Genomic DNA, 14,172 nt, shown 5'->3' with positions numbered 1-14,172 from the left:
ACAACAAGCTAACTACAACGTTGTAGTATTCCCGCTATTTGTAAACCACTACTGCCAAAGGAGGAAGTGTCATTACAACCGATTGTGGATGACCGTTCCATGGCGTTTTTGACGGTTTTAAGGTTTTTTTGCCCATTCCACTGCCGGAATATTTGGTGTCGTCACTATTGAAAACCAATTTTAGCTGGGTGTTCTTGGGGACACCAACCCTATAATTTTCGCGGGGTGCAGGCGTAAAGTTGCATGCTACGATCAAATCATCCTTGGGGTCTTTTCCCTTTCTCATATAGGTAATAACCGTATTCTCCCTATCGTTGTACTCGATCCATTGAAAACCCTCCTGGCTGAACTGTTTTTCATACAGGGCCGGATTGGTTTTATAAAGCTTATTAAGATCCTTGATAACTTCCTGAATTCCAGAATGGAAATCGTACTGGGTCAGGTGCCAATTCAGGCTTTCTTGGAAATTCCATTCCGATGATTGTCCAAATTCACCGCCCATAAAGAGTAAATTACCCCCTGGGTGGGTAAACATGTATCCAAATAAGAGCCTTAAATTGGCAAAACGCTGCCATTCGTCGCCAGGCATACGATATAATAGGGACTGTTTTCCATATACCACCTCATCATGGGAAAACGGTAACACAAAGTTTTCGGTAAAGGCATAGGTCATGCTGAAGGTGATGTCATTCAAGTCATACGAACGATAAATAGGTTCTTTTTTAAAGAACTCCAAGGTATCGTGCATCCAACCCATCATCCATTTCATGCCAAAACCCAGTCCACCAAAATGCACAGGTTTGGTGACTCCAGAGAATGCCGTTGATTCCTCTGCAATGGTCTGCACCCCTTTAAAGCTGGCATACACCTCTTGATTCATTTCCCTAAGAAAAGACAAGGCCTCTAGATTTTCATTGTTCCCATACATATTAGGTTCCCACTCACCCTCTTCACGTGAGTAGTCCAGATACAGCATGGAGGCCACAGCATCCACCCGAAGGCCATCCACATGATATTGGTCCAGCCAAAAAATGGCGTTACTGATCAAAAAGGCCCTAACCTCGTTTCTTCCGTAGTTGAAGATCAAACTTTTCCAATCGGGATGATATCCCCTTCTTCGGTCTGGGTGTTCGTAGAGGTGCGACCCATCAAAAAAGCCAAGACCATGGGCATCTTCTGGGAAATGGGAAGGTACCCAGTCCAGAATCACACCTATTCCTTTTTGGTGGAACTTGTCCACCAAGACTTTAAAATCCTCAGGTTTTCCAAAACGGGATGTTGGTGCAAAATAGCCTGTTATCTGATAACCCCAAGAAGGGTCATAGGGATATTCCATTACTGGCATAAATTCCACATGGGTAAAGCCCATTTTGTCCACGTAGTCTACCAACTCATCTGCCATTTCAAGATAGGATAGCGATTCCCATCCGTTTTTCTTTTTCCAGGAGGCTAGATGCACTTCATATACCGAATAGGGCTTGTCCAACCCATTTTTTTCCTCGCGGGTATCCATCCATTTCTTATCCTTCCAGTTGTAAGGAGCGTCCCAAACCAATGATGCAGTATTGGGCGGTTGCTCACAAAATCGCCCGAATGGATCGGCCTTCTCGGTCCAAATGCCATTATTATGGGATTGGATCTTGTATTTGTACTTGGTGCCTTTGTCCACACCGGGAATAAAGCCTTCCCAAATACCACTGGCATCCCATCGTACATTGAGTTCATGTTCACCAGCATTCCAGTAGTTGAAATCCCCAATTACAGAAACCGATTTGGCCGAAGGGGCCCAAACAGCAAAGTAGGTGCCTTTTACGCCATCTACTTCAATGAGGTGCGACCCTAATTTGTCATAAAGCCGAAAATGCTTTCCGGCCTTAAAAAGATTGATATCAAATTCTGAAAATAAACTATGGACAATTACGTTGGACATAAACTATATTTAGCATTTACAATATAACACATCTTTACCCAAGAATACGATTTTAAGCCATTCCTTTCAAATAAAATTGAGTTCTTTTGGAAAAATGGAATGCTTTTTGATTTTTACCCATAAACAGACAAAATGAAAACAAATCAAAAATCCAAAATCATGAATAAATTCTATACTATTATTGGAGCATTTCTTGTATTGTTCACCGTTTCCTGTGAAGGTCCTGCTGGACCTCCCGGAAGAGATGGCTTTGATGGACTGGACGGTTTAGATGGGGCTGACGGCATCCAAGGACAGGTGGTGGAAGTGAACGCCAACTTTGGCTATGATGGCGATGCCAATCTCTTCAGCACCTTGATAAATTTTAGCGATATTACTGACTTTGAAGTCTTTGAGGCTGATGCCGTTTTGGTGTATCGATGGGCCGGCACTGTAGGTTTGCAAGATGGTAGCGACGCCGATTTGTGGAGCCAGATTCCACAAAACTATTTTCTTCCCGAAGGAACCATACAGTATGTATTTGAACACACCTTTGTGGATGTGGAACTCTTCATTGAAGGAAATTTTGACCTGTCAACCTTAAGTACCGACTTTACCGATGATCAAATCTTCCGGATTGTGTTTGTACCCAGTGTCTTTGCCAATTCCTCCAAAATGGATACCTCCAATATTGAGAATGTGATGTCCGCTTTGGGCATTGAAGAAGGACAAGTACAAAAATTGGATTTGAATTAATCCAAGCTTAAAGAATATGATTAAAGTCCCATTGGTTTCCTTTGGGACTTTTCTTTTTGGTATTTTTGAAAGGATAGGCTAAAAACCACGTCTATTTCATAAAAAGAAAGAAGAAATGGGAAAAAAATTGCTTTTGATCACTCTTTTGGCCTTTGTGGGCTGTAAGGGCACATCACAGGAAGAGAAAAAGGAAACTAAAAAAGAAACGGCCTACAAAGTCACCAAAACGGATGCCGAATGGAAAGCGGAGCTTACTGACATGGAGTATTATGTCCTGAGAAAAGCTGCCACCGAAAATGCATTTACCAGTGACCTTTTGGACAACAAACAAAAAGGAACTTATGTCTGCGCAGGATGTGGAACGCCCGTTTTTAAAAGTGAACATAAATTTGATTCCGGTACCGGGTGGCCGAGTTTTGACCGAGAAATTGAGGGGAATGTGGCCTATGATGTGGATTATAAAATAGGAGTGGCCCGTACCGAAGAACACTGTGCGGTATGCGGCGGCCATTTGGGACATGTTTTTAACGATGGCCCACGGGAAACCACCGGAAAACGGCATTGCATCAATGGGGTTGCATTGGATTTTATCCCAGACGGGAATTAATTTTTAACATGGCATGACCAAGAAATACGATATCCAAAAGACGGAGGAAGAGTGGCAAAAAGAACTCTCTCCGGAAGAATACTATGTGTTGCGAAAAAAGGGTACCGAGCGTCCCTTTACAGGGCAATACAACCTTCATTTTGAAAATGGCAACTACCATTGCAAGGCGTGCAACGCCAAACTTTTTGAAAGCGAACACAAATTTGAAAGTGGTTGTGGTTGGCCGTCTTTCGACCAAGCTGTGGAAGGGGCCATTGAATACATAAGGGATACCACGCATGGGATGATCCGCACCGAAACAGTATGTGCCAACTGCGGAAGCCATTTGGGGCATGTTTTTAATGATGGACCACGAGAAACTACCGGACAACGGTACTGCATTAATTCAGTAAGTATTGGATTTGACCCTGCGGACAACGAATGAATTTTCACGAAAACTATCTTTCCAACGTCATTTTTGAATTTCATCGGTACAAAACCATGGGTGATAAAACCTTTGCCCAGCTTACCGATGAAGATATCTTTTGGACCTTCTCAGAAACGGATAATTCCATTGCCATTATTGTAAAGCACCTAGTGGGGAATATGTTGAGCCGGTGGACCAATTTCTTGACCGAGGATGGTGAAAAACCATGGCGTGAACGGGAAATGGAGTTTGAAGCCCCCTACTCCAATAAAAATGACATGATTACGGCCTGGGAAAAGGGCTGGAATTGTTTGTTTGATGCCTTGGAGCAAATGAAAACCATAGATTTTGACACCAGAATCAAAATCAGGAATGAAAATCATACCCTTATTGAAGCCGTAAACCGGCAATTGGCCCATTATGCCGGCCATGTTGGGCAGTTGGCCTTTATCGGGAAGATGATCAAAGGCCCACAATGGAAATCACTTTCCATACCAAAAGGCGGCTCTAACGCCTTCAACAAAAGGATGTTCGGGAAAGATAAAATCTGATTTCACAAACTAAGCCATTTTTGACTTTCCCGTACTTGGGATTTGGGGATTGAATTCCGTACTTTTGCACCTGCCCGCACTAAAGCAGGCTTCAAATCTAACAACATAAAATCAAGATCTAATGAGCAAGTTCGATGTAATCGTTTTGGGAAGTGGTCCCGGTGGGTATGTAACCGCAATCAGAGCCTCACAACTTGGATTTAAAACAGCCCTTGTTGAAAAGGAAAGTTTAGGTGGTGTTTGTCTTAACTGGGGATGTATCCCTACCAAGGCCCTGTTGAAATCTGCTCAGGTTTTTGAATATTTGAAGCATGCCGAAGATTACGGTCTTAGTGCCAAAAATGTAGAACATGACTTTGGCGCCGTGGTCAAAAGAAGTCGAGGTGTTGCAGAAGGAATGAGCAAAGGTGTTCAGTTCCTGATGAAAAAGAACAAAATTGAGGTCCTCAATGGCTTTGGAAAGGTACAACCCGGAAAAAAAGTTTTGGTTAAGGGTGAGCACGGGGACACTGCCGAGTATACGGCTGACCATATCATCATTGCCACTGGCGCACGAAGCCGCGAATTGCCAAGCCTTCCCCAAGATGGAAAAAAGGTAATTGGCTATCGTGAGGCCATGTCCCTTGAAAAACAACCCAAGAAAATGATTGTGGTAGGCAGTGGTGCCATCGGTATTGAATTTGCCTATTTCTACAATTCCATGGGAACCGAGGTTACCGTCGTGGAATTTATGCCCAATATTGTCCCAGTTGAGGACGAGGATGTATCCAAACAACTGGAACGCAGCTTTAAAAAGGCTGGGGTAAAAATCATGACATCCGCAGAGGTGACCAAAGTAGATACCTCAGGTGACGGTGTAAAGGCTACCGTAAAAACTTCCAAAGGTGAAGAAGTTTTGGAAGCCGATATTGTACTTTCCGCTGTTGGTATTAAGACCAATATTGAAAACATTGGATTGGAAGATGTAGGTATTGCCGTAGACCGCGATAAAATTTTGGTGAACGATTACTACCAGACCAATATTCCTGGGTATTATGCCATTGGCGATGTTACACCGGGTCAGGCATTGGCCCATGTGGCATCTGCTGAGGGTATCCTTTGTGTCGAAAAAATTGCAGGTATGCATGTGGAGCCGCTGGATTATGGCAACATTCCTGGATGTACCTATTGTATTCCTGAAGTGGCTTCCGTTGGATTGACCGAAAAACAAGCCAAGGAAAAAGGATACGAACTCAAAGTGGGTAAATTCCCATTCTCAGTAAGTGGAAAAGCCAAAGCCGCTGGAACTCCAGATGGTTTCGTAAAAGTCATTTTTGATGCCAAATATGGCGAATGGCTGGGATGCCACATGATCGGGGTAGGCGTGACCGATATGATCGCCGAAGCTGTGGTGGCCCGCAAATTGGAAACCACCGGACACGAAGTGTTAAAAGCGGTGCACCCGCACCCAACTATGAGTGAAGCGGTTATGGAGGCAGTTGCTGATGCCTATGATGAAGTAATCCACCTATAATTCAGGTATGCTAAAACTTTTCAGGGCCACTGCTATTCTTGAAGGAATTTCCTATTTACTGCTGTTTGGCATGACCATGCCCTTGAAGCATTGGGCGGATATCCCAGAACCGAACAAGGTTATTGGCTATGCCCACGGTTTTCTTTTCATTCTTTATGTAGTGGTGGCCGTTGTGTTCTGTCGGGAACGCAAATGGAGCATTAAAAGATTTGTGATTCTTTTTGTGGCTTCACTTCTACCCTTTGGAACATTTTATGCAGATAAGAAATATTTGAGTTCCCTAGCCTAAAAAGCTTTGGATGGCCAAATCATAGCTCTGTAGCCCAAAGCCCAAAATAACACCTTTGGCCACTGGGGATATGTACGAAACGTGCCTGTATTCCTCGCGCTTATGAGTATTTGAAATATGCACTTCAATAACAGGTGTGGTCACGGCTTTAATGGCATCGCCAATACCTACTGAGGTATGGGTGTAGGCAGCAGCATTCAAAATAATGCCGTCATAATCAAAACCAACTTCCTGAATCTTTTGAATCAGTTCTCCCTCTATGTTGGATTGAAAGTATTCCAGTTCCACTTGGGAAAATTTCTGCTGTAACTGTTTAAAATAGTCCTCAAAAGTGATGTTTCCGTATACTTCGGGTTCCCGTTTGCCCAACAGATTTAAATTGGGGCCATTGATGATCATTAGTTTCATGGGGTTAAAAATACAACAAAAAGAAAAGGGCGGTATATCCCGCCCCAACTATCATAATTTCTTTTGAATCAGAATCAATTAAAGGCAAACTGAAGGCCAAGCCCAAAGGCTCCAACTTCATTGTCCCCATTGCTCAATACAATGGCTGGTCGCCAATCAATATTTATTATGAAGGGAACATCTTTAATTTTATAATCAAGTCCCAAATGGGGCCTTAATGCAAAAGTGTTTGCGCCTCCATTCCAAAGTACAATACTTGGGCCTGTACCAACATACCATCTAAGTCCCTTAGTTCCAAAGAATTCGTTATGATAAGAGTATAGAGCTGTTAATATAGTACCACGACCATCAAACCCTGCATCAGCTTGTACTGCATGTTTGCTGCTAAAAAAATACTTACCTGTAGCCTCTATAAAAGTAGCATAACTTATAGCATCGATACCCACTCCAAGTGCTGCACCATAATCGGTTTGGGCTTTTACCGCTAAGGAGAAAAATGCAAGAATAACAAATACAATCAATGTCTTTTTCATTATATATTTAATTTATTGAAAAGAATAAACAAGACCGAGATAAACTCGGTCTATAAATATTGTATTTGATTCAGTTAATTAAAGGCAAACTGAAGGCCAAAAGCAAACGCCCCTATTTCATTATCAGCATCCTCACTAAGGACAATGGCAGGTCGCCAATCAAAATTAAGCACAATGGGCACTCCGTCTATCTTAAAATCAAGACCTAAATGGGGACGAAGTGCAAAAATGTTTTCACCTCCATCAAATAAAAAAATACTGGGTCCAGCTCCTGCATACCAACGAAAACCACTTCCTGGTGCAAATTTTTTGTGATAGGAATACAATGCCGTAATTGCTGTTACTCCATCTTCAAAACCCAAATCTGCCTGTCCAACATGGTGATCTGTAAAAAAGTACTTTCCAGTAACACCGACCAAGGTAGCCTCATCAAAGGCTTCAACACCCAATCCAAGTGCGGCCTTGTAGTTGGTTTGGGCCTCAAGGGACACGGAACACAGAAGAACAAGCATAAAAACAAATAGTAATTTTTTCATTTCTAAGTATTTATTGGTTAATATTCATGATCTAAAACTGCTTTTAGGATTTGGGGTTATGTACAGTTTATGCTATATATTCATAATTCAAATTTTATATTCCAGTTATACTTTGTTTTAACCTACTACTCTTTTGGGCCTTTCATTAGAATAAAAACAAAATTCCCAAGGTTGCGATTGAAAAACTCCCATCATTGCTGATATTTACATAGGAGACGTTCAATTCCGTGTTTCCGGTAATGTTGTAACCGATTATGGGCCTTAGGTAAAACCCTCCTTCGTTGCCTTCATTTATTCCGACGGCGTAACCAACATCGGCTCCAAACTTAAAATCATAGGTTGGGTATAACCGAATCGAGGCCGCTGCTGGCAAAAATTGAATGTCCTCAAACTCAGTTTCAAAACTACCCCCGACTCCAGAAATGGTCGTAGTATCCCCAAAAGCATGGATGAACCCGGTTGCGAAACCGACATCCAACAGTTCGGAAGCCCCTATATGGTAGGCTATATCCAAACCAAGGCTAAAACTGGAAACATCTCCGGCATCTCCTACAGGAAGACCTGCATTTAACCCGGCTTTAAAATTGGTACGGTCCACATATTGGGCCGATGCCGAAAAAGTAATGGCAAGCATTGTAATGGTTGCCAACAAAAGTGTTTTGTTCATATCTGTTAAAATTTGCTAAACACTTAAACGGGTCAACAATGGATATAGTATGAGCAAATGTTAAAAACCTGTTTTCAAACAAGTGACGAATGTATTCAAACCCTTCTTTCCTTTCTCTTGCAAATTGACCAAAAAGCCATATCAGTTGACCAATCGGTCAATGAATTTTAAATAATTATGTAGCTATCTTTGATCCATGAACTGGAATCAGGCACTGCAGGATTATAAAACCTATTTGAAAATTGAACGTGGACTCAGTTCAAATTCCATTTCCAATTACGGCTTGGACCTGCAAAAGTTGATAAATTATCTCGGTGAGCACAACATTATTGAATCTCCGATCCAAATTGATCAAGAAACCGTGCAACAGTTCATTTATGATGTGGCCAAAACCGTAAATCCCAGATCGCAGGCCCGCATTATTTCGGGCTTGAAAGGTTTTTTCAATTATCTGGTTTTTGAGGATTACCGACCGGACAACCCCATGGACTTGATAGAGACCCCAAAAATTGGAAGAAAGTTGCCAGACACTTTGTCTGTTGATGAAATAAATGATCTCATTGCAGCCATAGATCTTTCCAAACCCGAAGGGGAGCGCAACCGTGCCATCTTGGAAACCTTATATGGTTGCGGACTTCGCGTATCGGAACTGGTGAACTTAAAGCTTTCCGACCTGTATTTTGACGAGGACTTTATAAAGGTCACTGGCAAAGGGAACAAGCAACGGTTTGTACCCATCAGTACCATCAACAAAAAATACATCAACATTTATCGCAATGAAGTAAGGGTACATTTACCCATTCAAAAGGAGCACGAAGATTTTGTGTTTTTAAACCGAAGGGGGAAACAGCTCACCAGGGCTATGATCTTTACTATCATCAAACGATTGGCAGAGCACATTGGACTGAAAAAGAGCATCAGTCCCCATACGTTTCGGCATTCCTTTGCCACACATCTTTTGGAAAATGGGGCAGATTTACGTGCCATCCAACAAATGCTGGGGCATGAAAGTATTACCACCACCGAAGTTTACATGCATGTAAACCGCGGACATTTAGCAAAAGTCTTAAACGAATATCATCCGAGAAAATGAATTTGCAAGGAGAGTTCCCAAAAATGGGTCAACTTCCTTTTTTTAGTTGGTTTTTCAACTCTTGATTTTGCTTTTTATAAGGTCGAATGATCAAACGGGCCTCCCGATCAAAACGAATGTAATTGTACACCCAATTGATGAAGACCACTACCCTATTTCTAAAGCCGATCAAGAAATACAGGTGCACAAACATCCACACAAACCAAGCGAACACCCCTTGGAATCTAACCCTTTTCATATCCACCACGGCTTTGTTCCTGCCAACGGTGGCCATGCTTCCCTTGTCTTTGTAGACAAAAGGCTTCATGGGTTTTCCTTCCACTAAACGAACCAAATTGTCACCAAGGCTCCTCCCTTGTTGAATGGCAGGTTGCGCCATCATGGGGTGGCCATGGGGAAAAGCTTCAGTTTCCATTTGGGCTACATCGCCAATGGCAAAAATCTCCGTAAACCCTTCCACTTGATGAAAACGGTTCACCCGCAAACGATTGCCCCTGCATAGAAATTCTTTGGCATCCAACCCCTTAATTGAAACGGCTTGCACTCCAGCTGCCCAGACAAAAGTGGCGGTCTCAAATATTGTAGCGGTATCTGTGGTGACACGCATACCATCATAATCCAAGACCCTAATGTTTTTCCAAACATTTACCCCCAAGCCTTCTAAAAACCGTTCGGCCTTGGCCGAAGCCACTTCACTCATGGCGGGAAGAATGCGGTCTCCTGCTTGCACCAAATTAATTTGCGCCCTTCGGGTATCCAGATCGGGATAATCCTTGGGCAATATGCCTTTTTTGATTTCAGCCAGGGCACCAGCCAACTCCACACCTGTTGGTCCACCGCCCACAATCACAAAATTCATTAAAGCATCCCGCTCGTGCAGATCATCGGTCAGCAATGCCTGCTCAAAATTCTCCAAAATAAGACTCCGCAAATTCAAGGATTGGGGAATGGTCTTCATGGCCATGCCCTTGGTCTCAATATTCTTATTTCCGAAGAAATTGGTCTCCGACCCAGCGGCCACCACCAAGTAATCATATCTGACCTCGCCGATATTGGTCTTTACTTCCTTGGTATTGGTGTTGACACCCTTTACTTTGGCCAATCTGAAGAAAAAATTGGGATAGCCCTGAAGGACTTTTCGAATGGGATAAGCTATGGAATCTGGTTCCAGTCCGCCTGTTGAAACCTGGTACAACAATGGTTGAAAGTTGTGGTAGTTGTGTTTGTCCAACAGCACTACCTGCATTTCTTTTTTACTGAGTTTTTTTGCTAGGGCGATTCCTCCAAAACCACCTCCAATAATCACTACCCGTGGGTAGCTTGATTGCGGAATATTCATGGTAGACATACCCACAAAATTAAGCATTCCCCTGCTGGCTTTGCTATATTAAGGGGTGTTTTTTAGTATATTTAGCACCTGACTCAAAAACTCCATACGAATGAAAAAAATTCTCCCGATCAGTGTTGCACTGATGCTGTGTGCAACTGCTGTTTTTTCCCAAAAAGATGAAGAAAAAGTACTAGACGATTTAAATGCCAAAACCCAAAAATATGGCGACATTGCCCATAACATTTGGGAATTTGCCGAGATGGGCTATTTGGAGGAAAAGAGCTCGGCCCTTTTGCAGAAAACCCTTTCTGATGCCGGCTTTACCATTGAAAAAGGCATAGCTGGCATTCCCACAGCATTTAAGGCCGAATATGGTTCTGGCTCTCCCGTTATCGCTATTTTAGGGGAGTATGATGCCCTTCCCGGTTTGTCCCAGCAAGCTGTTCCCGAGAAGAAATCGGCCGATAAGGTTGCCGGACATGCCTGTGGACACCATCTTTTTGGCACTGCTTCAACCGCTGCGGCCGTTGCCGTGAAGGACTGGTTGACTTCAAACAAAATACAAGGAACCATTCGTTTTTACGGTTGCCCAGCAGAAGAAGGTGGTTCTGGAAAAGTATATATGGTTCGTGAAGGCGTTTTTAACGATGTGGATGTAGCGCTACATTGGCATCCCGGAGCAGAAAATGAGGCCAGTGCAGGGGCTGCTTTGGCCAACAAATCAGCAAAATTCCGATTTCACGGGGTTTCGGCACACGCTGCTGGAGCACCGGAAAGAGGTCGTTCTGCCTTGGATGGCGTTGAGGCCATGGATATGATGGTGAACATGATGCGAGAGCACATCCCACAAGATGCCAGAATCCATTATGTAATCACGGATGGAGGAAAAGCGCCCAACGTGGTCCCTGATTTTGCCGAAGTATACTATTATGCCCGACATGGAAAAAGAGATGTGGTCATCGATATTTTTGACCGTATTGTAAAAGCTGCCGAAGGAGCTGCCCTCGGTACAGGAACTACCATGGATTTCGAAATGATTGGGGGGACCCATGAGTTGTTGCCCAACCTGACCCTTCAAAAAATCATGTATGATAACTTGACCACAGTTGGCGGGGTAACCTATACAGCAGAAGAGAAGGCGTTTGCGGAAAAAATATCCAAGACCTTGGGTGCCAAATCCTTGGACATGGAGACCGCAGAAAATATTCAACCCTACCAAGAAGAAGCAAGGGCCTACGGCTCCACCGATGTGGGCGATGTAAGCTACACCGTACCCACGGCTGGTTTGGGCACTGCAACCTGGGTTCCCGGCACTCCCGCCCATAGCTGGCAGGCTGTAGCTGCAGGGGGGACATCCATCGGTACAAAGGGAATGATGGTTGCCGCAAAGACTTTGGCTCTTACTGCAATTGATGTTTTCAAGAATCCGGAAACCGTAAAGAAGGCTAAAACAGAACTGGAAGAACGCAGAGGTGCGGATTTTGAATACATTCCTTTATTGGGCAACAGACCACCAGCCTTGGACTATCGTAAATAGAGGTTTCTGAGGTGGTTTTGTAACAAAAACAGTTTTGTAGCTACTTATAAGGCAAACTACTTACCAACCGTTGAACAAAGAACTGGAACATCGTTTTGTTACCGAGCTTGAGAACAATCAGAATATTGTTCACAAGGTGTGCAGCCTCTATACCAATGATAAGGATTCCCACAATGACCTCTTTCAAGAAATCACAATCCAATTGTGGAAAGCCTATCCAAAATTCAGGGGTGATTCCAAGTTCAGTACCTGGATGTATCGTGTGGCCCTGAATACGGCCATCACCTTGTACAGAAAATCAAAAAGAAGGGTACAGACACAGGATTATGATTCAGTCGTCCATAAAATTAAGGCCGATCCTTATGATGATACCGAAGAAAAGCAATTAAAATTGATGTACGATGCAGTGCGGGAGTTGGGCGATATTGACAAAGCCTTGGTCTTCCTTTATCTGGAAGACAAAAATTATTCTGAAATCGCTGAGACACTCGGTATAACCGAGGTGAATGCCCGAGTGAAAATGAATAGGGTAAAAACTAAATTAAGAACCATATTAAATCCTTAGGTTATGGTGGATGAACTGGAACTTTTAAAAAGAGACTGGCAAAAAAAGGAAGCCACCCTTCCCAAATTGTCCTATGACCAAATCTATAAGATGATCTGGAAAAAATCATCGTCCATCGTAAAATGGATTTTTTACATCAGCATTATTGAATTCATTTTTTGGGCTGGATTGAACATTATTTTCAGCGATGCCGAATCCATGCAAGAGCTAAAGGCCATGCATATCTACTGGGTCATCATGGTTCTGAATTTCATTAATTATGGAATTATTTTATACTTTATCTATAAATTCTACATCAATTACCGGAAAATCTCCTTTACGGATTCATCCAAAAAACTGATGGGAACCATATTGAGCGTCAAAAGAACAGTGACCCAATACGTTTGGTTTAACCTGAGCATCTTCACTATTTCAATGCTCATTAGTATTTATGGAGCCTTTGTATACGGTCCTGAAGGCGAAAAGCTTATGGAAGCCGCTTCCCAAGATGGTAACACCACCATGTTTTGGGTAATACTGATTGTGGTTTCCATGGTTTTTATTGCCGTACTATTGGTGCTTATATGGCTTTTCTACAAACTGCTCTACGGAATTCTTTTAAAGCGGTTGCGGGAGAATTATAAAGAGTTGAAAAAGTTGGAGGTTTAATTCCCTTTGTAGCTATATCTTCTTTTTTGGTTCTCCTCCTCATAAGCGGCCAACTCTTCTTTAGAGATTACTTTTAAGAAAGATGGATGTTGCTCAATGGCGTATTCCAATTTTTCCAAAATGGAATCAATGGATTCATTATCGTAATCAATTTCCAGAGGAGCCTTGATCTGCATGGACTGTAAAATACCTTTCTTTTTTACCCGAAGTCCCTTTTTGTCAAAAGAGCGTCGAAACCCATCGATTACCACTGGCACAACTACAGGTTTGTATCTTTTTATGATATGGGCCGTGCCCTTGCGCAAAGGTTTCCATGGAGTTGTGGTCCCTTGTGGGAAGGTAATCACCCAACCATCATCCAAAGCTTTGGCAATATTGCTGATGTCACTGAACTTCACTTGCCGGTTCACTTCTTGGCCATCGGCACGCCACGTCCGTTCAATACTTATGGAACCCGCGTAGGCCAGAATCTTGGTGAGCAGACTTTTCCCCATGGTTTCCTTAGCGGCCACATAATAAATATTGAGTTTAGGCTTCCACAAATACCCCAAGTTCTTGATGTTGTCATCCCTCCCTTTTAGACTGGCATTAAATACATGGAACATGGCCACTACATCGGCAAAATAAGTTTGATGGTTGCTCACAAAGAGCACATTGGTTTCGGGCAGATCCCGTATAATCTGGGAACCTTCAATTTCAAGGGTATTGAATCCCTTATATCGTTGGTGGGTGATCATACCGGCAATACGAATCAACCAACGTTTTAAGAACAGAATATGACCGAAAGGATTTGTTTTGAATAGGCCCATGGGGTAACTGTTGTT

At 42.9% G+C, this 14,172-nt stretch carries 17 protein-coding genes; 10 read left to right on the top strand and 7 right to left on the bottom strand.

The genetic code is table 11. The features are described 5' to 3' along the window. Positions 1–34 precede the first annotated feature (34 nt). Positions 35–1,930, bottom strand: coding sequence for a 1,4-alpha-glucan branching protein GlgB (gene glgB, locus FG28_RS12805; protein ID WP_036383407.1), 1,896 nt, complete (start codon positions 1,928–1,930; stop codon positions 35–37). A 159-nt stretch (positions 1,931–2,089) separates the two neighbouring features. Here glgB and FG28_RS12800 point away from each other — a divergent pair, with 159 nt between their 5' ends. From FG28_RS12800 to FG28_RS12775, 6 genes are all read left to right on the top strand, one after another. Beyond that, positions 2,090–2,665: a collagen-like protein gene (locus FG28_RS12800; RefSeq protein ID WP_036386554.1), complete on the top strand. Its 576-nt coding sequence runs from the start codon at positions 2,090–2,092 to the stop codon at positions 2,663–2,665. Between the two features lie 115 nt (positions 2,666–2,780). Then, positions 2,781–3,272 (top strand): peptide-methionine (R)-S-oxide reductase MsrB, encoded by a 492-nt coding sequence (gene msrB, locus FG28_RS12795; protein ID WP_036383405.1) that lies wholly within the window; start codon positions 2,781–2,783, stop codon positions 3,270–3,272. Between the two features lie 13 nt (positions 3,273–3,285). After that, entirely contained in the window at positions 3,286–3,696 is a 411-nt protein-coding gene (gene msrB, locus FG28_RS12790) for a peptide-methionine (R)-S-oxide reductase MsrB (RefSeq protein WP_036383403.1), read from the top strand. Then, on the top strand, positions 3,693–4,229 hold the full coding sequence (locus FG28_RS12785; protein WP_036383402.1) for a DUF1572 family protein: 537 nt from the start codon (positions 3,693–3,695) through the stop codon (positions 4,227–4,229). The genes msrB (FG28_RS12790) and FG28_RS12785 overlap by 4 nt, the downstream gene beginning before the upstream one ends. A 121-nt stretch (positions 4,230–4,350) precedes the next feature. Then, positions 4,351–5,742, top strand: a complete 1,392-nt coding sequence (gene lpdA, locus FG28_RS12780; RefSeq protein ID WP_036383401.1) for a dihydrolipoyl dehydrogenase — start codon at positions 4,351–4,353, stop codon at positions 5,740–5,742. A gap of 7 nt (positions 5,743–5,749) precedes the next feature. Beyond that, on the top strand, positions 5,750–6,031 hold the full coding sequence (locus FG28_RS12775) for a DUF3817 domain-containing protein (protein WP_036383399.1): 282 nt from the start codon (positions 5,750–5,752) through the stop codon (positions 6,029–6,031). On the opposite strand, the gene aroQ is transcribed toward FG28_RS12775, so the two are convergent. From aroQ to FG28_RS12755, 4 genes are all read right to left on the bottom strand, one after another. Continuing rightward, complete coding sequence (gene aroQ, locus FG28_RS12770; RefSeq protein ID WP_036383397.1) at positions 6,023–6,439, bottom strand: type II 3-dehydroquinate dehydratase; 417 nt, start codon at positions 6,437–6,439, stop codon at positions 6,023–6,025. The two genes, FG28_RS12775 and aroQ, sit on opposite strands and share 9 nt — an antisense overlap. Positions 6,440–6,513: 74 nt before the next feature. Next, the gene (locus tag FG28_RS12765) at positions 6,514–6,972 is read right to left on the bottom strand and encodes a hypothetical protein (RefSeq protein ID WP_036383395.1); all 459 of its coding nucleotides are present in this window, start codon (positions 6,970–6,972) and stop codon (positions 6,514–6,516) included. A 74-nt stretch (positions 6,973–7,046) separates the two neighbouring features. Then, on the bottom strand, positions 7,047–7,508 hold the full coding sequence (locus FG28_RS12760) for a hypothetical protein (RefSeq protein WP_036383393.1): 462 nt from the start codon (positions 7,506–7,508) through the stop codon (positions 7,047–7,049). A 145-nt stretch (positions 7,509–7,653) separates the two neighbouring features. After that, positions 7,654–8,175, bottom strand: coding sequence for a hypothetical protein (locus tag FG28_RS12755; protein WP_036383391.1), 522 nt, complete (start codon positions 8,173–8,175; stop codon positions 7,654–7,656). A gap of 196 nt (positions 8,176–8,371) precedes the next feature. Here FG28_RS12755 and xerD point away from each other — a divergent pair, with 196 nt between their 5' ends. Further along, positions 8,372–9,268 (top strand): site-specific tyrosine recombinase XerD, encoded by an 897-nt coding sequence (gene xerD, locus FG28_RS12750; protein ID WP_036383389.1) that lies wholly within the window; start codon positions 8,372–8,374, stop codon positions 9,266–9,268. A 28-nt stretch (positions 9,269–9,296) separates the two neighbouring features. Here the strand turns inward: xerD and FG28_RS12745 are convergent, their stop codons facing one another. Continuing rightward, on the bottom strand, positions 9,297–10,607 hold the full coding sequence (locus tag FG28_RS12745) for an NAD(P)/FAD-dependent oxidoreductase (protein ID WP_036383387.1): 1,311 nt from the start codon (positions 10,605–10,607) through the stop codon (positions 9,297–9,299). Positions 10,608–10,707: 100 nt separating this feature from the next. On the opposite strand from FG28_RS12745, the gene FG28_RS12740 reads away from it, so the two are divergent. The 3 genes from FG28_RS12740 (at position 10,708) to FG28_RS12730 (ending at position 13,348) form a co-directional block, all read left to right on the top strand. Further along, positions 10,708–12,135 (top strand): amidohydrolase, encoded by a 1,428-nt coding sequence (locus FG28_RS12740; RefSeq protein WP_036383385.1) that lies wholly within the window; start codon positions 10,708–10,710, stop codon positions 12,133–12,135. Between the two features lie 70 nt (positions 12,136–12,205). Then, entirely contained in the window at positions 12,206–12,700 is a 495-nt protein-coding gene (locus FG28_RS12735) for an RNA polymerase sigma factor (protein ID WP_036383383.1), read from the top strand. A 3-nt stretch (positions 12,701–12,703) separates the two neighbouring features. Then, entirely contained in the window at positions 12,704–13,348 is a 645-nt protein-coding gene (locus FG28_RS12730) for a hypothetical protein (RefSeq protein ID WP_051947299.1), read from the top strand. On the opposite strand, the gene FG28_RS12725 is transcribed toward FG28_RS12730, so the two are convergent. Then, the gene (locus FG28_RS12725) at positions 13,345–14,157 is read right to left on the bottom strand and encodes a 1-acyl-sn-glycerol-3-phosphate acyltransferase (protein WP_036383380.1); all 813 of its coding nucleotides are present in this window, start codon (positions 14,155–14,157) and stop codon (positions 13,345–13,347) included. The two genes, FG28_RS12730 and FG28_RS12725, sit on opposite strands and share 4 nt — an antisense overlap. Positions 14,158–14,172: the final 15 nt, after the last annotated feature.

This window comes from Muricauda sp. MAR_2010_75 (genome assembly GCF_000745185.1).
Taxonomy (GTDB): domain Bacteria; phylum Bacteroidota; class Bacteroidia; order Flavobacteriales; family Flavobacteriaceae; genus Flagellimonas.
The sequence above is the reverse complement of the archived record's forward strand: the minus strand, read 5'-3'. Positions and strand labels throughout refer to the sequence as shown.